At 68.1% G+C, this 19,728-nt stretch carries 17 protein-coding genes and 1 tRNA gene; 7 read left to right on the top strand and 11 right to left on the bottom strand.

What is annotated here, in order from left to right; translation table 11 throughout:
* Positions 1-120: 120 nt before the first annotated feature.
* The 3 genes from DOL89_RS13530 (at position 121) to DOL89_RS13520 (ending at position 3,039) form a co-directional block, all read left to right on the top strand.
* Positions 121-1,446: a solute carrier family 23 protein gene (locus DOL89_RS13530; protein ID WP_119679623.1), complete on the top strand. Its 1,326-nt coding sequence runs from the start codon at positions 121-123 to the stop codon at positions 1,444-1,446.
* 79 nt (positions 1,447-1,525) lie between these two features.
* Entirely contained in the window at positions 1,526-2,206 is a 681-nt protein-coding gene (locus DOL89_RS13525) for an SDR family NAD(P)-dependent oxidoreductase (RefSeq protein ID WP_119679622.1), read from the top strand.
* Positions 2,207-2,238: 32 nt separating this feature from the next.
* Positions 2,239-3,039 carry an acyl-CoA thioesterase gene (locus DOL89_RS13520; RefSeq protein WP_162937513.1) on the top strand — a complete coding sequence of 267 codons (801 nt, stop codon included), beginning with the start codon at positions 2,239-2,241 and terminating at the stop codon, positions 3,037-3,039.
* Positions 3,040-3,202: 163 nt separating this feature from the next.
* Here DOL89_RS13520 and DOL89_RS13515 read toward each other — a convergent pair.
* From DOL89_RS13515 to hppD, 3 genes are all read right to left on the bottom strand, one after another.
* Positions 3,203-3,279 (bottom strand) — tRNA-Arg (locus tag DOL89_RS13515).
* A 119-nt stretch (positions 3,280-3,398) separates the two neighbouring features.
* Positions 3,399-3,944: a transcription elongation factor GreB gene (greB, locus tag DOL89_RS13510; protein ID WP_119679620.1), complete on the bottom strand. Its 546-nt coding sequence runs from the start codon at positions 3,942-3,944 to the stop codon at positions 3,399-3,401.
* 127 nt (positions 3,945-4,071) lie between these two features.
* Positions 4,072-5,175 carry a 4-hydroxyphenylpyruvate dioxygenase gene (gene hppD / locus DOL89_RS13505; RefSeq protein WP_119679619.1) on the bottom strand — a complete coding sequence of 368 codons (1,104 nt, stop codon included), beginning with the start codon at positions 5,173-5,175 and terminating at the stop codon, positions 4,072-4,074.
* Positions 5,176-5,310: 135 nt separating this feature from the next.
* Between hppD and DOL89_RS13500 the strand changes: the two genes are divergently transcribed.
* Positions 5,311-5,790: an Lrp/AsnC family transcriptional regulator gene (locus tag DOL89_RS13500; protein ID WP_119679618.1), complete on the top strand. Its 480-nt coding sequence runs from the start codon at positions 5,311-5,313 to the stop codon at positions 5,788-5,790.
* 7 nt (positions 5,791-5,797) lie between these two features.
* On the opposite strand, the gene DOL89_RS13495 is transcribed toward DOL89_RS13500, so the two are convergent.
* From DOL89_RS13495 to DOL89_RS13475, 5 genes are all read right to left on the bottom strand, one after another.
* Positions 5,798-6,430, bottom strand: coding sequence for a DUF882 domain-containing protein (locus tag DOL89_RS13495; protein WP_119679617.1), 633 nt, complete (start codon positions 6,428-6,430; stop codon positions 5,798-5,800).
* Positions 6,431-6,564: 134 nt separating this feature from the next.
* Complete coding sequence (locus tag DOL89_RS13490; protein ID WP_119679616.1) at positions 6,565-8,283, bottom strand: L,D-transpeptidase family protein; 1,719 nt, start codon at positions 8,281-8,283, stop codon at positions 6,565-6,567.
* 223 nt (positions 8,284-8,506) lie between these two features.
* A complete protein-coding gene (gene htpG, locus DOL89_RS13485) occupies positions 8,507-10,417 on the bottom strand; it encodes a molecular chaperone HtpG (protein ID WP_119679615.1) in 1,911 nt (636 codons plus the stop codon).
* A gap of 201 nt (positions 10,418-10,618) precedes the next feature.
* Positions 10,619-10,819, bottom strand: coding sequence for a hypothetical protein (locus DOL89_RS13480; RefSeq protein ID WP_119679614.1), 201 nt, complete (start codon positions 10,817-10,819; stop codon positions 10,619-10,621).
* A 341-nt stretch (positions 10,820-11,160) separates the two neighbouring features.
* A complete protein-coding gene (locus tag DOL89_RS13475) occupies positions 11,161-13,236 on the bottom strand; it encodes a S46 family peptidase (RefSeq protein ID WP_119679613.1) in 2,076 nt (691 codons plus the stop codon).
* Between the two features lie 343 nt (positions 13,237-13,579).
* Between DOL89_RS13475 and DOL89_RS13470 the strand changes: the two genes are divergently transcribed.
* Positions 13,580-14,983, top strand: a complete 1,404-nt coding sequence (locus DOL89_RS13470; protein ID WP_119679612.1) for an OprO/OprP family phosphate-selective porin — start codon at positions 13,580-13,582, stop codon at positions 14,981-14,983.
* Positions 14,984-15,110: 127 nt separating this feature from the next.
* Positions 15,111-16,043 carry a 2-hydroxyacid dehydrogenase gene (locus tag DOL89_RS13465; RefSeq protein WP_119679611.1) on the top strand — a complete coding sequence of 311 codons (933 nt, stop codon included), beginning with the start codon at positions 15,111-15,113 and terminating at the stop codon, positions 16,041-16,043.
* Positions 16,044-16,136: 93 nt separating this feature from the next.
* On the opposite strand, the gene DOL89_RS13460 is transcribed toward DOL89_RS13465, so the two are convergent.
* From DOL89_RS13460 to DOL89_RS13450, 3 genes are all read right to left on the bottom strand, one after another.
* Complete coding sequence (locus tag DOL89_RS13460; protein ID WP_119679610.1) at positions 16,137-16,991, bottom strand: C40 family peptidase; 855 nt, start codon at positions 16,989-16,991, stop codon at positions 16,137-16,139.
* A complete protein-coding gene (locus tag DOL89_RS13455) occupies positions 16,988-17,401 on the bottom strand; it encodes a MarR family transcriptional regulator (RefSeq protein ID WP_119679609.1) in 414 nt (137 codons plus the stop codon). The genes DOL89_RS13460 and DOL89_RS13455 overlap by 4 nt, the downstream gene beginning before the upstream one ends.
* A 142-nt stretch (positions 17,402-17,543) precedes the next feature.
* Positions 17,544-18,929 carry a leucyl aminopeptidase family protein gene (locus DOL89_RS13450; protein WP_225889798.1) on the bottom strand — a complete coding sequence of 462 codons (1,386 nt, stop codon included), beginning with the start codon at positions 18,927-18,929 and terminating at the stop codon, positions 17,544-17,546.
* Between the two features lie 147 nt (positions 18,930-19,076).
* On the opposite strand from DOL89_RS13450, the gene DOL89_RS13445 reads away from it, so the two are divergent.
* Positions 19,077-19,727: a glutathione S-transferase family protein gene (locus tag DOL89_RS13445; RefSeq protein ID WP_119680430.1), complete on the top strand. Its 651-nt coding sequence runs from the start codon at positions 19,077-19,079 to the stop codon at positions 19,725-19,727.
* The last annotated feature ends 1 nt before the right edge of the window (position 19,728 follow it).

Here is a 19,728-nt window from a genome sequence, read left to right as displayed (position 1 = left end):
GCGCCGGCAGCTGCCGTCACAGCGCCTGCCGCCCCCGGCGGGGTCGCGGATAACCGCCGCCGGTTGTCTTGGGATGAAGATGTGCTAGGACAGGCCGGAACGGATCGGAGGGGTTGAGGCATGTCCTATTTCCCGCGTTGGACCCTGAGAAGCGGCGGGGAGGTTGCGCCGGACGAACGGCTGCCCTGGCCGCGCATGGCGGCGCTGGGCGTACAGCATGTGGTCGCCATGTTCGGGGCGACGGCGCTGGCGCCGATCCTGATGGGGTTCGACCCGAACACCGCCATCTTCTTCTCCGGTATCGGAACGCTGCTGTTCTTCGTGATGACCGGCGGGCGGCTTCCCTCCTATCTGGGGTCCAGCTTCGCCTTCATCGCCGTGGTGGTCACGGCGACCGGCTATGCCGGCGGGGGGCCAAATCCGAACATACCGGTGGCGCTGGGCGGCATCGCCGCGGCGGGGCTGCTCTACACCCTTATCGGCATTATCGTGCATGCCGCCGGCACCGGCTGGATCGAGCGGATGATGCCGCCGGTGGTGACCGGGGCCATCGTCGCCGCGATCGGGCTGAACCTGGCGCCTATCGCGGTCAAGGACGTGTCGGGCGACGGCTTCAACAGCGTGATCGGCCTGCTGACCCTGGCGGCGGTCGCGCTGGTCGCGGTCCGCGGCGGCAACTGGCTGCGGCCCCTCCCGATCCTGGTCGGGGCGGCGGTGGGCTATGCGGCCTATTTCATCGGGGCCAATCTGCTGGGCTTCGGCACGCCCATCGATTTCAGCGGGGTCGCGGCGGCGGACTGGTTCGGCCTGCCGACCTTTACGGCGCCGGTGTTCGAGCCGGCCGCCATGGTGCTGATCGCGCCCGTCGCGGTGATCCTGGTGGCGGAGAACCTGGGCCATGTTAAGGGCATCGCCGCCATGACTGGCCGCAACCTGGACCCGCTGATCGGCCGCGCCTTCATCGCCGACGGGGTGGCCACCATGATCTCCGCCTCCGGCGGCGGCACGGGCGTGACCACCTATGCCGAGAACATGGGCGTGATGGCGGTGACACGGATTTATTCCACGCTGGTCTTCGTGGTGGCGGCAGGGGTGGCGCTGGTGCTGGGTTTCTCGCCCAAGTTCGGGGCGCTGATCATGACCCTGCCGGCCCCGGTGATCGGCGGGCTGGCGCTGGTGGTGTTCGGGCTGATCGCCGCGACCGGCGGGCGCATCTGGGTGCTGAACCGGGTGGATTTCGCCAAGGCCCGCAACCTGATCACGGCCGCCGTGGCGCTGACCGCCGGGGCGGGGGACCTGACGCTGGGCATCGGCGGCTTCACGTTGGGCGGAATCGGCACCGCCACCTTCGGCGCCATCCTGCTCTATCACCTGCTGGGCAGCCACGATCCGGAGGCGGAGCAGGTCGGGCTGGCGGACAGCGCCACCGACGTCCCGCGGCACTAGGACCGCGCAATCGGCTTGGACCGCGGCAGCGGTTGCGGCATGGTGCCGGCACAATCAAGAACCGGATAGGGGAGCGGAGATGGGCAGCAGGAACATCATCGTGTCGGGCGGATGCGGGGCGCTGGGCACGGCGGTGGCCGCCGCCTTCCTGGCGCAGGGAGACCGGGTGGCCGTGATCGATCGGGCGCAGGAGCTGCCCGCCGGCATCGCCCAGGCGGTCCTCTGCGGCGGCGTGGACCTGACTGACCCGGCGCAGGCGGCGTCGGCCCTGGACAAGGCGCGGGCGGCGCTGGGCGGGCTGGACGTGCTGGTCAATATCGCCGGCGCCTTCCGCTGGGAGACGGTGGAGGACGGATCGCCGGAGACCTGGGACATGCTCTACGCCGTCAATGTGAAGACCGCCCGCAACCTGTCGGCCGCCGCCATCGAGCACCTGCCGCCGGGCGGGCGGATCGTCAATATCGGGGCAGCCGCGGCGGCAAAGGCCGGAAAAGGCATGGCTCCCTATGCCGCCTCCAAGGCCGGCGTCGCCAAGCTGACCGAAAGCCTGGCGGAGGAGCTGGCCGGCCGCGGCATCACCGTCAACGCCGTGCTGCCCGCCATCATCGACACGCCGCAGAACCGGGCCGACATGCCCGATGCCGATCCCGCCGGATGGACCTCTCCGGCCGCCATCGCCGACGTGATCCTGTTCCTGGCCTCTCCCGCCGCCCGCGCCATTACCGGCGCTCTGGTTCCGGTGACCAATCCGGCAGCGTAAGGCGGCGTGGAACCTCAGGAGCAAGGCAGGCGATGGAACAGGAAGAGCTGGATCTGACGCGCACGCTGGAACTGATGCGCGGCGAGGGCGATGGCTTCACGGCGGTGCTGGCGCCCAACTGGGCGCAGGGCCGCGCTGGCTTCGGCGGCATGGTCGCGGCGCTGGGGCTGGAGGCTATCCGCCGCCGGGCCGGGACGGACTGGCCGCTCCGCTCCCTCACCGTCGCCTTCGTCGGGCCGGCGGTGGGCGACCTCGCCATCGAGGTGCAGCCTTTGCGCGCCGGGCGCTCCGCAGCGTTTCTGCAGGCCGTGCTGCGTGCCGGCGATCCAGTGGTGGCGACGGTCTCCGCCTGCTTCGGACCTGACCGCGCGTCGGAGCTGACGCTGCACGCCCCGGCCGGGCCGGATGTGCCGCCGCCGGAGGCTTGCCCGGAAATCCCCCTGGTAGACGGCGTCACGCCCACCTTCCTACGGAACCTGGAAATCCGGATCGCAGAGGGCCGCATCTTCGACGGCAGCGGCGGCGCCGAACTGCTGTGGTGGGTGCGGCACCGGGACGTGCGGGCGCGAGGGACGGAGGCCGGGTTTGTTGCGCTGCTGGACACGCTGCCGCCGGCGGGCGCCGGCCTGCTGACGCGCCCCGCGCCCCTGTCCAGCCTGACCTGGATGGTGGATTTCCCCACGGCGGATTTCACGACGGACGATGGCTGGTACCTGCTGCGCAGCACGGCGGATTATGTGGGCGGCGGCTTCTCCGGCCAGTCCATGACCGCCTGGACTCGCTCCGGCCGGCTCGCCGCGCTGCACCGGCAGTCGGTGGCGATCTTCGCCTGACGGCCAGGGCCACTCGGCCCTCGCTGCTAGCCGCCGCGGGGCAGGGGCGACCATGGCGGTGGTCATCGATATGGCGATACCGGACACACCGACGTGCGACGCGGCGCGTCGGACGGTCGGCTGCGCGTGATTTTCGGGGCGCTTTCTGAAGCTTGCACAGGAGTGGCGGACCCGACGAGATTCGAACTCATGACCTCTGCCTTCGGAGGGCAGCGCTCTATCCAGCTGAGCTACGGGTCCTGCGCTGGAGCGTCAGGGGCGTTTCCCCTGAAGCGGCGCGCACCATAACGCATCATTTCGCCCGATGCAAAGGGCGATCTCGGGGAAGCCCGTAGAAAACCATGACGCCCGGCCCGGCTTCATCCAGGGGAGGGGTAGGAGATGGCGACGACCTCCAGCTCCTCCGCTCCGGTTGGGGTGCGGACGGTGACCAGATCGCCTGCGCGGGCCTTCAGCAACGCACGCGCCACCGGGCTGACCCAGCTCACCCGTTGCGGCTCGCCGGGGTTGGCGAAGGCGGCGTCGGTCTCGTCGGTGCCGACGATCATCACCGTGATCTCCGTATCGTCCTCCCGCGCATAGGTCACGGTGGCGCCGAAGAAGACCTGGTCGCGGCGGGGCTGGGCGGCGGGGTCCACCACCTCCGCCGCTTCCAGCCGCTTGGTCAGGAAGCGGATGCGGCGGTCGATCTCGCGCAGGCGCTTCTTGCCGTAGATGTAATCGCCATTCTCCGACCGGTCGCCATTGCCCGCGGCCCAGGACACCACCTCCACCACCTTGGGCCGCTCCACCCGCAGCAGGTCCCGCAGCTCGGTCTGGAGCCGCCCGAAGCCGGCGGGGGTGATGTAGTTCTTGGGCGCCGGGCCGGACGGGACCGGCGCCGCTGCGGCCTGTCTGCGCTGCATCTCATCTCTCCGGGAAGCGCGGGAGCGGAGTTATAACGGCTCGGGCGGGAAACAAAAAGGCCGCTGCCCCGGCGTCCACCGGGATGACGGCCTTTCGGAAAAACGGGTCCTGGCAGGCCCGTTCAGGTCAGCTTTCGACCTTCAGCACGCCGCGGCGGATCTGGTCGCGCTCCATGCTTTCGAACAGGGCCTTGAAGTTGCCCTCGCCAAAGCCGTCATCGCCCTTGCGCTGGATGATCTCGAAGAAGATCGGGCCGATGGCCGTCTCGGTGAAGATTTGGAGCAGGTAGCGACCATCCTTGCCGTCCAGCAGGATGCCGCGGTTCCGCAGCTCCTCCACCGGCTGGCCGTGGCCGGGCAGGCGCTCCTCCAGCATCTCGTAATAGGTGGCCGGGGGCGGGGTCATGAACTTGACGCCGTTCGCCTTCATCTGGTCATAGGTGGAGATGATGTCGTCCGTCAGCAGGGCGACATGCTGGATGCCCTCCCCCTTGTAGTCGCGGATGAACTCCTGGATCTGGTCGATCTTGTCGGAGCCCTCGTCGGACTTGGATTCATTGATCGGGATGCGGATCTTGCCGCAGGGCGCCGTCAGGGCCCGGCTGGTCAGGCCGGTATATTCGCCGGTGATGTCGAAATAGCGGATCTGGCGGAAGTTGAAGATGTTGCCGTAGAAATCGGCGAAGAAGTCCATCCTGCCCTTGCGCACATTGTGGGTCAGGTGGTCGATCACCTTGAGCCCGGCGCCGGCGGGATTCCGCTCCGCCCCCTCCACCGGCACGAAGTCGATGTCGTAGATGGAGGGGCTCTGATAGCGGTCCACCAGATAGATCAGGCTGCCGCCGATCCCCTCGATGGCGGGGATGTTCAGCTCCATCGGGCCGACGGTGCCCTTCACCTCCTTCGCGCCCAGCTCCACCGCGCGCTTCAGCGCCTTGGCGGCGTCCTTGACGCGGAAAGCCATGGCGCAGGCGCTGGGGCCGTGCTCCCGGGCGAAGCGCTGGGCCAGGCTGTCTTTCTCGGCATTCACAATGAAGTTGATGTCGCCCTGGCGATAGAGGCTGACATCCTTGCTGCGGTGGCGAGCCACTTTGGTGAAGCCCATGGAGACGAACAGCCGGTCCAGCGCCTCCGTATCCTCCGCCGTGTACTCCACGAACTCGAACCCGTCGGTACCGGCCGGGTTCTCCCAGACTTCGCCATCGATTTTCAGCGCGCCATCGGCAGCCATTATTTCCTCCCTCGAACCGGAATTCGGATAGTGGAACTATAAGGTGCCGGGATAGGGCATGTCCTTGCGAAGATCGGCCGGAATCGGCACCATCGCGCAATAATTCGCCGGCTTAAGAAAAGGTCCAGCGCAGTCATGTCGAAAACCACTCTCGATGCAGCAGATTTGCGCATCCTGGACGCACTGCAGCGTAGCGGACGCCTTTCCAATGTCGATCTGGCCGATCAGGTCGGGCTCTCGCCCAGCCCCTGCCTACGGCGCGTGCGGGAGCTGGAGGAGGCCGGCTACATCCAGGGCTACGCCGCCATCCTGGACCGGCGCAAGCTGGGCCTGGGCGTCGTCGGCTTCGTGGAGGTGAAGATCAACCAGAATGCGGAGGGTGATGCCCGCTTTCGCGAAGCCGTGGAGAAGATTCCGGAGGTGGTGTCCTGCTTCGTCATGACCGGGACGATGGACTATCTGCTCCAGGTCGTGGTGCCGGACCTGGACGCCTATGCCGAGGTATCGATGCAGCGGCTGCTCCAGATCCCCGGCGTGGTGGATGTGCGGTCCAGCTTCGTGCTGGACGTGGTCAAGCACTCGACGTCGCTGCCGTTGCCGAAAATGCCGCGTTAAGCCGGACTCAGCTTCCCCACTGCCGGACCCGGCCCGTGTCTACATGGACGAAGCCGGACTTGCTGTAGAGGCCGACGCCGCCGAGCTTCAGCTCCAGCGCGGCGTTGCGCACCGCGGTCAGCTTGCGGCCGGGCACGGCGATGTCGATGGCCTTGCCCTCCATGTGCATGCTCTTCTTCGCGACCCCGTCCGACTTGGACGCCAGCATGGCGTTGGTCTTCGGGCAGCGATAGCCGGAGATGATGTTGAAGGGCTGGTCGGTGCCGAGCTTGCGGCGCAGGGCGAACAGCAGGTCGTAGAGCGCCGGGTCCATGTTCCCCACCTCGTCCGCGCGCCAGTCGCGCAGGATGTGGGCGATATCCACCAGCGCGTGGGGATCGTAGCGTCCATTGGACCAGTAGGTGGCCTTCAGCGTCTCCCCAGTGTGCAGCGACTTGAAGGCAAGGCTGCGCTTCGGGGCGGAGCTGATGGCGGCCTGCGCTTCCGGGCTGAACAGGCCAGGCGCGATTGCCCCTGCCGCACCCGCCAGGGTCAGCCCGCCGAGACGGCGGAGGAAGCTTCTGCGTCCGGGCTCCATCCCTTCCGACTCCTGCCGCGTGGCGGTGGGGTGATCAGGGGTGGCGCGCGGCAGAGGCTGCATTCCCAGGCTTCCCGTCTTGGCAAGGGGCGTTCGGTCGGGGGCGCCGCCGACGGGAACTTTGCGGTTTCCGTGTGGCGGCCATGCAGTTTGGACAAATCCAAAAGGGGAAGGCAAGCGACAAGTGCCCGTGGCGGTCAAGGACCGCTCGGCGGGTCCATCAGCGCCGGCGCCAGAAAGGCGCGGGCGGCATCGGCCGCCGGTTCCGGCCAGGGTATGCGGGACCGGCGCAGGGCCGCGGCCAGCTTGGCGTCGCGGCCGTAGATGTCATTGCGGAACTGCATCTCACCGGTCTCATCCACAAAGGCGGTGATGTAGCTGAGATGGATCGGCAGAGGAGTCGCCAGGCGGATCACCTGCCGTTGCCCGGTCAGCAATGTGGCATCCAACCGTGTCCGGTCCCATGCCTTGGTGCCGGTCATGGCCAGCACCCTTTCCGCCAGGGCGAAGGGGTCTTCAACCCGGATGCAGCCATGGCTGAAGGTCCGGTTGGCGCGGCTGAACAGGCGTCGGGACGGCGTGTCGTGGAGATAGATGTCGAACTGGTTGGGGAACATGAACTTGATCCGGCCCAGGGCATTGTTGTCGCCCGGGTCCTGACGGATCTTGTAGCCGAAGGTCTCGGGCCGCACCTTGGACCAGTCGATCAGGGCGGCGTCCAGCGGGATGGCATTCTCCGACCAGTCGCTGAACAGGGTGTAACCGTTCCTGGCCAGATAATACGGGTCCTCCTGCAACTTGGGCAGCAACTCACCCTTGGCGATGCTGGGCGGTACGTTCCAGTAGGGATTGACCTCCAGATAGGTCATGCTGTCGCTGAAGACCGGCGTTTTCTGATAGGGCGTGCCCACCACCACCCGGGCGGTATGGATCACCCGGTCGCTTTCGAACAGCTCCAGCGTGAAACCGGCCAGATTGACGAGCAGGTAGTTGGGCCCCAGCTCGTCGGGCATCCAGCGCCAACGCTCCATGTTCAGGCGGATCTGTTCGATGCGCTGATCCACCGTGACGTTCATGGCAGCCAGGGTGGCAGCGCCGACAACGCCGTCCGGCTCCAGCCCGTGGGTGCGCTGGAAGCGCCTCACGGCCTCCTCCAGGGCCGGGTCGTAGACCAGCGGGTCCGGCGGAAGGAAGTGCTCCGCGGCATATTCCCCGGTTGCGGCCAGCCGGCTGCGCAGGGCCGGCACACGGTCCTGGCGCTCACCCGGCCGCAGGGTCTCACCGGCCGGCACGGCGGGCCAGCCGCCCGCATCCTTGCGCGTGCGGTAGGCGGCCAGGGCGGCGCGGAGCTGGGTATAATCGCTACGCCGGGGCGCCATCGCGTCCAGCACCGTGCCCGGATCGGAGGCGCCGGCCAGACTGCGCAGCAGGGCGAGCGGGTCGGGCTCCGCCCTGTCAAGGTAGAGTTCCGGATCGGCCAGCTTGGGTTCGATCCGGCCGACATCCAGGTCGCGGGCATAGTTCAGGGCGGCGTGGCTCAGCAGCAATTCCAACTCCGCCAGCGCCTGCGGGCTGTCGCCCCGCTCCATCAGCGCGGTGATCCGCGCCACGCCGTAATCCCGCGGCGTCAGCCCCTCCCGGTCGGCGGCGGCCAGGGACGCCAGCAGGCGGCTGGCCTGGTCGGTGGGGCGATCCTGCACGATCCAGACCGGCTGGCCTCCGCGCCCGTCATAGAAGGCGCGCAGTATGTCCAGGTCGCGGCCCGCCCGGTCGGGAGCCGGCAGCCCCTCCCCGGACAGAAGCCGCTCGCGGAACGCGCCGTGCAGGTCCACGAGCTGCGCCGGGGCAGGGGCGGCGGCCAGCAGCGACAGGGCCAGTGCCCCGGCCAGAATTCGTGGATTCACCCAGCGCGCCATGCTCGTCCTTACCAATCCATGCCCGGAAAGATCGGGCGGGTCCGGGCAACCGTGACGGGTTGCGGCCATTCCATAGACCCATCCTGGCGCGACCATGCCAGAGATAAAGGTGGGGTGCTGTGATCCAAGGCAATGCGGCAGGGTAAAAACGAAGCCGCCCGGAGACGGCATCTCCGGGCGGGATCGTGTCGGCAGGGCCGACTGGATGTCAGGCGAACGGGCGTCAGGCCGCGGCGGAGCCGAGGCCCTTCTGCACCAGTTGCGACAGCCGCCGGGCGAAGGCGACCGGGTCGGGCAGGGGCTCGCCCTCCAGGATGCGGGCCTGGTCCAGCAGCAGCCAGGCGGCATCCTCGAGCTCCGATCCGGCGCCCTGCGCCGAGACGCGGGCGGCCAGCGCGGTCACCATCGGGTGCTTGGGATTGATCTCCAGGATACGCTTGGAGGTCTGTTCCAACTGGCGATGCTGCTTCAGCAGCCGCTCCAGATGGATGTCCATATCGCCCTCATCCGCCACCAGGCAGACGGCGCTGTCGGTCAGGCGCTCGGTGGTGCGGACGTCCTTGACCTGATCGCCCAGGGTGGTCTTCAGCAGGGCGACCAGCGACCCGACCTCGCCGCTCTCCGTCTTCTCCTCGGGCTTGGCCTCGTCCTTCTCCTCACCCTTGATCCTGGACAGGTCGGCTCCGCCGCGGGTGACGGATTTGAAGGGCTTGCCGTTGGCTTCCCGAACCTGGGGCACCCAGAACTCGTCGATGCCGTCGGTCAGCAGCAGCACCTCCACGCCCTTGGCGCGGAAGCCCTCCAATTGCGGGCTCTTTTCCAGCGCCGCCCGGTCCTCGCCGGAGATGTAGTAGATGGCGTCCTGGCCCTCCTTCATGCGGGCCACATACTCCTCCAGGCTCACCAACTCGCCATTGCTGGCGGTGGTGCGGAAGCGGGCCAGCTTCAGCAGCTCGTCGCGGTGGGTGAAATCCTCATACAGCCCTTCCTTCAGCACCGGGCCGAAGGCGTCCCAGAACTTGGCATAGGCGTCCTTGGCCTCGGCGTCGCCGGCCTTCTTCTGCAACTCGCCCAGCACGCGCTTGACCAGACCCTGGCGGATCTTGGACAGCATCGGGTTGTTCTGCAGCATTTCGCGGCTGACATTCAGCGGCAGGTCCTCGCTGTCCACCACGCCGCGCAGGAAGCGCATCCAGCTCGGCAGCAGCTCCTCCGCCTCGTCAGTGATGAAGACGCGGCGGACATACAGCTTCACCCGGTGCTTGCGGCCGGGATCGAACAGATCGAAGGGCCGCTGGCTGGGCACGAACAGCAGGCCGGTATATTCGATGACGCCTTCCGCCCGCCAATGGATGGTCAGGAACGGGTCGTCGAAGGCGTGGCCGACATGGTGGTAGAACTCCTTGTACTGCTCCTCCGTGATGGAGGCGCGGGGCCGGGTCCAGAGGGCCGAGGCGCTGTTCAGCGTCTCCTTCTCCTCCTTGCCGTCCTCATTCTTGCCCAGCAGCACGATGGGCACGGCGATGTGGTCGGAATAGCGCTTCACCACCTCGCGCAAGCGGTACTCGTCCGTGAACTCGGCCGCATCCTCCTTCAGGTGCAGGGTGATGCGGGTGCCGCGCTTCGGCGCATTGGCCTCGTCCGCCTCGGCGATGGTGAAGCTGCCGCGCCCGTCGCTTTCCCAGCGCCAGGCCTGCGCCTCGCCGGCCCGGCGGCTCACCACCGTGACCTTGTCCGCCACCATGAAGGCGGAATAGAAGCCGACGCCGAACTGGCCGATCAGCGACAGATCCTTCTTGGCATCGCCGGTCAGGTTGGCGACGAAGGCGCCGGTGCCGGACCGGGCGATGGTGCCCAGATTCTCCACCAGCTCGTCCCGGTTCATGCCGATGCCGTTATCGGCCACCGTCAGGATACGGGCATCCTTGTCCGCGGTCAGGGCGATCCTGAACTCCGGGTCCTCCGCCGTCAGCGACCCGTCGGTCTGCGCCGCATAGCGCAGCTTGTCACAGGCGTCCGACGCGTTGGACACCAGCTCGCGCAGGAATACCTCTTTTTCCGAATAGAGGCTGTGCGCCACGATGTCCAAAAGGCGGCTCACCTCCGCCTGGAAGCTGAGTTTTTCCTCAGTCATCTCGCATCACCATGGTTCCAAGCACCCCGGAATGGGCGTGCGCTGGACGATATGGGGAATGCGGCGGAAAGGCGCAAGCGGAAGGTGCAATGCGCAGGGGCCGAACGCAGGGACCAGTGCGGTCGGACCATCCTCGAAATCGGCTTCAGCGCTCCGCCATCCCGGTCTCGCCGGGAGGCGGAGAGGTGGGGTTCCGGGGCATCAGCCTTCGCGGCTGTGCTTCTCGGCGTCCTTGCGCTCCTGCTCGATTTCCTTGCTGACCTCCTCAACGGCGGAGGGGTCCATGCGCTTGGCCTGCTCGGCCAGCTTCTTGGCCTGGTCCTGATCGCCGCTGACGGCCTTATCCACGGCCTGCTCGGCCAGATCGTGGGCCTTGTCGTGCTTGGATTGCTTGTCGGTCATGGTGCGTCCCGTGCTGGTCGTCTGTTCCAGCCGATAACCGCCGGGGCCGGCGCGCCGTTCCCGCAGGATTTTCCCACGGACGGTTGCCGCAGGCTTTTCCCGCGGCAGTGCTCCGGTACCCCGGCGGCTATGCGGCCGGGCGGCGCACTGTTTCCGCCCGGCCTCTCGCAACGCCGGCTTTCAATATGGACCAGTTGCACCTACCGGCAATCGGCTCTCGCGGATAATTTGCCACTGCCTAAGCCCTAGACCTTTCTGGCTAGGTAGGAGCTGTTCGGGCACAAACGGAAACGGCGGCCCCGGTGGGGCCGCCGCTCGCGGTACGTCGATGCGATGGGCGCTTACTTCACGCCCAGCTCCGTCAGCAGATGGTCCGCACGGTAGACGCTGCGCAGCGCCTCCGCCATGCCGCGCACATCCACCCAGACCGAGCGGTTGCGCTTGGGCTCGTAACCATACTCGCCGGACAGGGAGTGGATGTTGCCGTCGAACACCAGCCCGATCACCTCTGCCTTGCTGTTCAGCAGGGGAGAGCCGGAGTTTCCGCCGATGATGTCGTTGGTGGAGACAGCATTGTACTGCACATCCTTGTTTACCCGGTCCTTGGCCTTCTGCCAGCTCTCCGGCAGGGCGAAGGGATGGGCGCCGGTGACGCGGTCGAACAGGCCGGCATAGGTGGTGAAGGGCTCCACCACCGTGCCGTCCGGCTCCGTCCAACCCTGGACCCGGCCGAAAGACAGGCGCAACGAGAAGGTGGCGTCCGGATAGATGCTGTCGCCATAGACGGCGAAGCGGGCCTGGGCGATGCGGGCCTGGGCCGCCTCGATCGTGGCGTCGTACTCCTCCTGCTTGCGGCGGGCGGCGCGGGCCTCCTCATCCACCAGCCGGGCGAGCGCGATCATCGGGTCGTCGGACTTGGCGATGGCGTCCTTGCCGCCCTCGAACAGGGACAGGCGCACGGCCGGATCGCCCAGCCTGGTGCCGGACACCAGCTCCTCCGCCACCTGCTCCGGCGACTTCTTGCCCAGCACCGCCTTGACCAGCGCGTGATCCGGTCCGAACGCCTCCCGCAGCTTGGTGAGGGAGAAGCCGAGCGTCATCTTCTCCAGTTCCACCGGAACCGGGGCCGGGTTGGACAGGCGCTGCTTCAGGGCGGGCAGGCGGGCCTCGCTGAACTCGCGCAGCCGCTCGGCATTGGGCTTGGATGCTTCCTCGGCGGCGCGCACCAGCGTGCGGGCCTGCCGGAACAGGTCGCTGTCGAAACCGCGGCCGCGCTCCAGCATCATGTAGCGCTTCTCATTGACCTGCGTGGCCTTGGCGGCCTCCTCGATCTCGCCATAGGCGTCGCCCACCAGCTCGCGCAGCTCCGGGTTCTGGGCGATCTTCTGGCGCAGCTCCAGCTCCCGGTCCACGAGGGTGGAGAAGAACTCCTGGTCGGCCAGGGCCTGCTGCCGGCCGCGCCACACTTTTAGGCCGTTCTCGATGCCCTGGAGCTGCTCCTGCGAGATGCGGAACTCCTCCGGCCCGCGGCGGCCGAACTCGGCCAGCCGGCCGCGCTTCTCCGACAGCCACATCAGCGTCTCGGGGATGTAGCTGTCACGCAGGGCCGCCAACTGGGACAGCGTGTCCAGGCGGCTGGTGGAACCGGGATGGCCGGTCACGAAGGCGGCGTCGCCCTTCTCGGCACCCGCCTTGGACCAGTTGAAATGGTCGGGGCTGGAGATCGGATTGCCGTCCGCGCCGTAGACGCGCAGCAGGCTCATATCCAGCGAGTAGCGCGGGAAGTTGAAATTGTCCGGGTCGCCGCCGAAAGCCGCGATGGAATGCTCCGGCGCGAAGGCCAGGCGGACGTCCTGGAACCGCTTGTAGCGGTACAGATGGTACTGGCCGCCCTGGTACAGGGTGACGACATCGCAGCGCAGATTGGCGTCGCCGCCGGCGCACTGCCCCTCGATCTCCGCCATGGCGGCGCGGCGGGCGGTGGCGAAAGCCTCCCCGGTCGTGCCGTCGGTGGCCTTGGCGATGCGGTCGGTGACGTCGGTGATCTCCACCAGCTGGTTGACCTCGATCCCGGCGCAACTCCGCTCCTCGGCGCGGGTCTGCGCCAGGAAGCCGTCGGCCATCAGATCGTCCTCGGCCGTGGACAGCTCCGCCAAGCAGTCGGTCACGCAGTGATGGTTGGTCATCACCAGCCCCTCGCCGGAGACAAAGCTGCCGGAGCAGCCGCCCGCGAGACGGACGGAGGAGAGGCGTACCTTCTCCAGCCACTTGGCGTCCGGCTTGAAGCCGGTTGCGGCCTCCACCTTCTCCAAGGGCACATTGTCCAGGGTCCACATCCCCTCGTCGGCCTGTGCGGCGCCCGCCGCCAGGGCCGTGGCGGCCAGCAGGGCCGCCCGCGCAAATGCAAATCCACGCATCGTGGTTCGATCCTCACTCTCCGCCCGGCCCACAGGTCCGGGGTGAACTCGCTGGCGCGGACCATGGACGGGCCGGCGAGGGCGGTCAAGCGCCGGCCACGCTCCGCCGGTTCAGGGGCAACGGAGCGGGCAGGGGGCCGTCGGACTCCGGCACTCTTTTCTCGCAGTTGCAAAATCGGCACAGGTGACCGGCGTCACTGCACTGCAACATAAATTCAAACGGATGGTCACGGCCCTCTGGTAGCCCGGCCCGGCGAGACACGGCGTCGTGCGGACGGGTGGCCCCCATCCGAAGTTCCGCTGCGGACGCCGGCATCTAAAATGAAACCGGAGTTTCCAGACCATGACGTTGAAGACCACCCTGCTTGCCGGCACCGTGCTCGGCATGTCCGCGCTGGCGGCCGGCCCTGCCGCTGCACAGGCCACCCAGGGCCAGATCGACGCCCTCAACAAGCAGATCGAGGCGCTTCAGGCCCAGGTCCGTACTCTGGCCGACAAGGTCCAGAAGGACGTGAAGGCCGTGGACGAGAAGGTGTCCCGGATGCCGAACGTGTCCGCCGATGGCGGCCGTCTCCGCGTCCGTTCCGCCGACAAGGCCTTCGACGTCGCGATCCGCTCCCGCTTCCATCTGGATTACGGGCACTGGTTCCCGGACAACGACAACGACACCGACTACAATGACGGCTTCAATGTCCGCCGCGCCCGTCTGGGCGTCGCCGGCACCGTCTTCGGCGACTGGGGCTTCGAGTTCACCGGCGACTTCGCCGGCGAGCGGGGCTCGGACGCGCTGCTGCAGGCGGCGAACATCTCCTACCGCGGCCTGGAGAGTTGGGAGTTCATCGTCGGTCTGGCGAAGCCGAAGTGGGGCCTCGAGGACAGCACCTCCTCCAACGACATCCCGTTCATGGAGCGTGCGCCGGTCGTGAACATCGTCACCGGCAATGTCGGCGGCGCCGACAGCCGCCTGCTGGCCGGCAGCCAGTATTCCGGTGAGCGCGTGTTCGCCGCCGCCTACCTGACTGGCGCCCGCACGGGCGAGGTGCTGGGCGATGACGAGGGCAACGTGCTGGGCCGCGTTGCGGTCAAGGCCTGGGAAGACAATTTCGGCACGCTCGGCATCGGCGCCACCGGTGCCTACAAGTTCGCGCCTCAGGCTCCCGCCGGCGATGCGGCCAGCCTCCGCTTCGACGATCGTCCGGCCATCCGCATCGGCGCCAACCGCGACCGCGTGACCCGCTCCGGCACCATCGGCGACGTGGACAGCGCCTACGCCTATGGCGCGGATCTGGCCTTCACCTACCAGAGCTTCTGGGCCGGCGCCGAGTATTACCGGTTCGGTGCGGAAACCGACAACGCCGTCGCGACCGCCGCCACGCCGGTCGATCCCGAGTACAGCGGCTGGTATGCCGCCGCCGGTTACGTGCTGACCGGTGAGCGTCGTGGCTACCGTGACGGCGCCTGGCGCGGCGTCACCCCGGCCTGGCCGGCGGGTCAGAACGGCGTAGGCGCCGTCGAGCTGGTGGCGCGCTACTCCGTCGTGGATCTGAGCGATGTCGGCGCCTTCGGCTCCCTGAACCAGGGCGGTCTGAACGGCGAGGAGACGATCTGGACCTTCGGCGTGAACTGGTACGCCAACTCGGCCATCCGCTTCATGCTGAACTACCTGATGATCGAGAACGACCGCCCGGGCGCCCTGCCGGACGTGGAGACCGACGCCGTCGGCGCTCGTGTCCAGTTCCAGTTCTAAGTCACGGCCCTGCCCGCATGGTGCGGGCAGGACATCGACCCCCAGCAGCATACTCGCCCCGCCGGCTTTGCCCGGCGGGGCTTTTTCATGGGATAAGGACGGCCCGTCCACGGTCCACGGGTCATCCATGCCGACGCTTCTCTTCATCTCGCCCCACGATCATGCCGCCGCCTGGATCGACGCGCTGAGGGCGCAGGTCCCTGATCTGACCTATCGTGTCTGGCCCGATTGCCCGGACCCGGCGGACGTGGTCTATGCGCTGGCCTGGAGGCCGCCGCCGGGCGTGCTGGCCGGACTGCCGAATCTGGAGGTGATCTTCTCCTTAGGCGCCGGGGTGGATGCGATGCTGGAAGACCCTACCTTGCCGAACCTGCCGCTGGTCCGCATGGTGGATTACGGGTTGACGGAGGGGATGACCGAATATGTGTGCCAGCAAGTGCTGTACTGGCACCGCGGGGCAGGGGACTTCCAGGAGCATCAGCGCCGGCGCGACTGGCACAAGCCGCAGGAACTGAAGCTGGCGCGGGAGCGGCGGGTCGGCGTGCTGGGGCTGGGCGTGCTGGGCGCGGATGCCGCGACGGTGCTGAAGGCGCTGCGCTTCGACGTGGCGGGGTGGAGCCGCACGCCGAAGACGCTGCCCGGCATCGAGACCTTCCACGGCGAGGAGGGGCTGCGCACCCTGCTGTCCGGGGCGGAGATCCTGGTCTGCCTGCTGCCGTTGACGTCCGAGACGGAAGGGCTGCTGGATGCGGAGCTGTTCGCGGCCCTGCCCCGCGGGGCCGTGGTGATCAACGCCGCCCGCGGCCAGCATCTGGTGGAGGAGGATCTGATTCCGGCCCTGGACAGCGGGCAGTTGGCGGGGGCCAGCCTGGATGTGTTCCATGCCGAGCCGCTGCCGCGGGATCACCCTTTCTGGACCCATCCCCGCATCGTGGTGACCCCCCACATCGCGTCGCTGACCCAGCCCCGTACGGCCGTCGGCTCCATCGCCGACGGCATCCGGCGGCACCGGGCGGGGGAGCCGCTGATCAATCTGGTGGATCGGGCGAGGGGGTATTGAGGCGTGGGACGGATCGAGGCCGTGGGGCGGTGATCCGGCGCACCGCCGCCGGTCCTCGCCACCGTGTCGGATCGGCGCTCCGCTTGATCCGACCTACAGCCGCTTCACCGCAGTGATGCCCTTCGCGCCGGCACGGGCAACGACATCGGCCAGGGGTTCGCGGACCACGCACATATGGTGGGCGTTGGCGTGAATCAGGTCGGTCCCGTCGGCCATGATGCCGACATGGCCGGGGAAGAAGACAAGATCGCCGCGGCGGTACTCATGGCCCCCGCCGTCCTTCGACACCAGCTCGCCCAGCGCGTCCTGCTGCTGGTCGCTGTCACGCGGCGCGTCGATGTCCGCCATCAGGCAGGCGATCTGGACAAGGGCGGAGCAGTCCAGCCCGATGCTGGTGCGCCCGCCCCAGAGATAGGGCGCGCCCAGGAACTTCAGCGCCGTCTCCACCGGATCGAGCGGCTCCGCATCCAATGGGGAGACATGGCGGGCATAGAGCCAGCCGCCGCCATCAATCGCGACCCAGCCGTCCTTCTCTCCCACCACGCCGACCAGGGCGCCCATGCTGAGCACGTCCACGGACGGGGTCTTCAGGTCGGGTTCGGCATAGAGGAAGGTGCGCAGCGCCGTGACCTGATGGGTCGGCTCCCCCACCTCGTCGGTCAGGCTTTCCAGCCGTATCCAGCCGACATATCCGTCGGTGTCGTTCTGCCCCCAGACCCAGCCGTCCCTGTCGTCATAGACGGTGAAGACCTCCCCGAACAGGAGCTGGGTGGACTGGCGCGACTCGAAGCTCGGCTTCTCCGCCATGCTGGCGAAGCCGGTGCGCACCTGACATGGTACGCCGTCGACAAAACGCTTGGCCTCCACTTGGCCCCGCAGATAGCTCGCCGCCAGATCCGGCCGGTAGGGGTGGACCCGCGGGTCGGGACGCTTGGATTTGTCGCTCATAGGGGGGCTGCCGCCGGTTCCGCTGGTGATGTGGACACCGTTCCGGCGGAGGCCGAGGCCGTGGCGGCCGGGGGCGGAACCGCTTGCCCGGCATCGATCACCATCTGCCCGAACTCCGTCAGGTACACGGACCCTTTAACCGTCCGCTGCACAAGCACGTTCCGCCGGTCCTCCGCGTCGCGCTTGCGCTTCACATAGCCCAGACGGCCCAGACGGTCCAGCGCACGGGTGATGGCGGGCTTCGATACGTTCAGCGACAGCGCCAGCCCGCGCACCGTATGGGGCGGCGGGGTCAGGTAGACGGTCAGCAGCAGGGCCAGTTGCCGCGCCGACAGGTCGGGGCCGTCATTGCGCACGCTGGCGACCAGAGCACCGCGCCACAGTTGCAGCGCTTCCAGGTTCCGCGACATCCGACACTCCCCGGGTCCAGGATATGGCCCCGGCCGGCCAGCCATGCTGGCAACCAGCCGGGGGTCCTGTCACGAGTGTGCCCAAACCTTAGGGTTGGGGCAAGCGCCAAGGGGTAAGCCGTTCGTTACGGTGCCGTGTCGGTCAGGCCGCTTTTCCGAACCGCTTTTCCAGAAGGGCGAAGATGGCGCGTAGCGTCATGGCCTCGCCCCCTTCGGGCCGGCCGGGGCGGTTGCCCTGGTTCCAGGCATAAAGGTCCAGATGCACCCAAGGGGTTGTCCTGGACACGAACTGCTCCAGGAACAGGGCCGCCGTGATGGCCCCCGCCATGCCGCCGCCCGGCGCATTGTTCAGGTCGGCGATCTTGCTGTCCAGCTGCTGCCGGTAGCCCTGCCACAGCGGCATGCGCCACAGCGGGTCGTCCGTCTCGCGGGAGGCGGCCAGCAGATCCTCCGCGACGGTATCGTCATTGCTGAACATGGCCGGCAGGTCGGCGCCCAGCGCCACGCGGGCCGCGCCGGTCAGGGTGGCGAAGTCGATCATCAGGGCCGGCTGGTCGAAATCCCCCTCCGCCAGCGCATCGCACAGGATCAGGCGGCCCTCGGCGTCGGTATTGCCGATCTCCACCGTCAACCCCTTGCGGGTAGGCAGGATGTCCATAGGGCGGAAGGCATTGCCGGAGATGGAATTCTCCACCGCCGGGATCAGGACCCGCAGCCGCACCGGCAGCTTCGCCATCATCACCATGCGGGCGATGCCCAGCGCGTGGGCCGCCCCGCCCATGTCCTTCTTCATCATCAGCATGCCGGCGGCCGGCTTGATGTCCAGGCCGCCGGTATCGAAGCACACGCCCTTGCCGATGATCACCACCGCCGGGTGGTCGGCATCGCCCCAGGTGATGTCGATGAAGACCGGCGGGCGGGAGCTGGCGCGGCCCACCGCATGCACCATGGGGAAGTTGCGGGCCAGCAGGTCGTCGCCTTCGATCAGGCGCAGGGTGGCGCTGAACTCGGCCGCCAACTGCTCCGCCGCGCGGGCCAGGTCGGACGGTCCCATATGCTCGGCCGGGGTATTGACCAGGTCGCGCACCATGTAGGCGGCGCTGGACACCCGCTCCACCGCCTCGGAATCGGCGGCCTCCGGCATCACCAGGGTCGGCAGTTCCTTGGCGGGCTTCTTGTAGCGGGTGAAGCGGTAGCAGCCCAGCGCCCAGCCGGTGGCGATGGCGGTTGCCTCGCGCTGGTCGGAAACGCCCTCGATGGCATAGCTGCCGAAGGGCAGGGACCCGGGCAGGCCGGCCAGGGACCAGAGGTCGATCCGTTCCCCCACCCCGGCCAGCACGCGGGCGAGCCTGCCATCCTCGCCGGGGATCAGGGCGGTGCTGCCGGGTGCAGCGGTGAAGCCCAGGCTCCTGACCCAGGCGGCCTGCTGCTGCGGCGCCTCCGCCAGCCAACTGTCCAGGGCGTCCTTGCGGATCGGCAGGATGGCGACGGTGTCTTCGGCGGGCGCGGGGCGCAGGCAGGACAGCACGGGTGTTTCCTCGAATTCTGATAGGCCGTCGGTCGGAACCGGCGCGCAGGATGCGCCGGACGGGCGCGCAAGAAAAGCCCCTTTGCCACGGCCGCCGCCCCGTCCTAGGCTGGCGGCCGCCGATACATGCATGTTGCGGGGTTCATCATGGCCGAAACCGTCCTCGTCATCGGGAACAAGGCCTATTCAAGCTGGTCGCTGCGCCCCTGGCTGGCGCTGAAGCTGACCGGGCAGCCGTTCCGGGAGGTGGTGATCCCGATCCGCACGCCGGAGACAAAGGCCCGCATCCTGGAGCACAGCCCCGCCGGCAAGGTGCCGGTCCTGAAGCAGGACGGGCTGACGGTCTGGGACAGCCTGGCCATCTGCGAGTATCTGGCGGAGCGGCATCCCCAGGCCGGGCTCTGGCCGGCGGAGGAGGGGGCCCGCGCCCTGGCCCGCTCGGTGGCGGCGGAGATGCATTCCGGTTTCCAGGACCTCCGCTCCAACCTGTTCATGGATCTGAAGCAGCGGCGCGACCATCCCGACCGGGTGGAAAAGGCCGCCGGCGACATCCGCCGCATCCAGGAACTCTGGGCCGACTGCCGCAGCCGGTACGGAGCCGGCGGGCCGTTCCTGTTCGGAACCTTCGGCATCGCGGACTGCTTCTACGCCCCGGTCTGCACCCGATTCGTCACCTGGGGCGTGGAGCTGAGCGCCGGGGCGCAGGCCTATGTGGACGCGGTGCTGGCCCATCCCTTCATGCGGGAATGGACCGAGTCCGCGCTGGCCGAGGAATGGGTGATCGACTTCGGAATCTAAG

It is taken from the genome of Indioceanicola profundi (genome assembly GCF_003568845.1).
GTDB lineage: Bacteria > Pseudomonadota > Alphaproteobacteria > Azospirillales > Azospirillaceae > Indioceanicola > Indioceanicola profundi.
This window is presented reverse-complemented; position numbering and strand designations above follow the sequence as displayed.

What these genes read in the sequence shown, in the direction of transcription:
- DOL89_RS13480 (WP_119679614.1), bottom strand. Translation starts at nt 10,819, where the DNA reads ATGACCGACAAGCAATCCAAGCACGACAAGGCCCACGATCTGGCCGAG.
- DOL89_RS13465 (WP_119679611.1), top strand. Translation starts at nt 15,111, where the DNA reads ATGCCGACGCTTCTCTTCATCTCGCCCCACGATCATGCCGCCGCCTGG.
- DOL89_RS13525 (WP_119679622.1), top strand. Translation starts at nt 1,526, where the DNA reads ATGGGCAGCAGGAACATCATCGTGTCGGGCGGATGCGGGGCGCTGGGC.
- DOL89_RS13530 (WP_119679623.1), top strand. Translation starts at nt 121, where the DNA reads ATGTCCTATTTCCCGCGTTGGACCCTGAGAAGCGGCGGGGAGGTTGCG.
- DOL89_RS13495 (WP_119679617.1), bottom strand. Translation starts at nt 6,430, where the DNA reads ATGCAGCCTCTGCCGCGCGCCACCCCTGATCACCCCACCGCCACGCGG.
- DOL89_RS13500 (WP_119679618.1), top strand. Translation starts at nt 5,311, where the DNA reads ATGTCGAAAACCACTCTCGATGCAGCAGATTTGCGCATCCTGGACGCA.
- hppD (WP_119679619.1), bottom strand. Translation starts at nt 5,175, where the DNA reads ATGGCTGCCGATGGCGCGCTGAAAATCGATGGCGAAGTCTGGGAGAAC.
- DOL89_RS13445 (WP_119680430.1), top strand. Translation starts at nt 19,077, where the DNA reads ATGGCCGAAACCGTCCTCGTCATCGGGAACAAGGCCTATTCAAGCTGG.
- greB (WP_119679620.1), bottom strand. Translation starts at nt 3,944, where the DNA reads ATGCAGCGCAGACAGGCCGCAGCGGCGCCGGTCCCGTCCGGCCCGGCG.
- DOL89_RS13455 (WP_119679609.1), bottom strand. Translation starts at nt 17,401, where the DNA reads ATGTCGCGGAACCTGGAAGCGCTGCAACTGTGGCGCGGTGCTCTGGTC.
- DOL89_RS13460 (WP_119679610.1), bottom strand. Translation starts at nt 16,991, where the DNA reads ATGAGCGACAAATCCAAGCGTCCCGACCCGCGGGTCCACCCCTACCGG.
- DOL89_RS13520 (WP_162937513.1), top strand. Translation starts at nt 2,239, where the DNA reads ATGGAACAGGAAGAGCTGGATCTGACGCGCACGCTGGAACTGATGCGC.
- htpG (WP_119679615.1), bottom strand. Translation starts at nt 10,417, where the DNA reads ATGACTGAGGAAAAACTCAGCTTCCAGGCGGAGGTGAGCCGCCTTTTG.
- DOL89_RS13470 (WP_119679612.1), top strand. Translation starts at nt 13,580, where the DNA reads ATGACGTTGAAGACCACCCTGCTTGCCGGCACCGTGCTCGGCATGTCC.
- DOL89_RS13475 (WP_119679613.1), bottom strand. Translation starts at nt 13,236, where the DNA reads ATGCGTGGATTTGCATTTGCGCGGGCGGCCCTGCTGGCCGCCACGGCC.
- DOL89_RS13490 (WP_119679616.1), bottom strand. Translation starts at nt 8,283, where the DNA reads ATGGCGCGCTGGGTGAATCCACGAATTCTGGCCGGGGCACTGGCCCTG.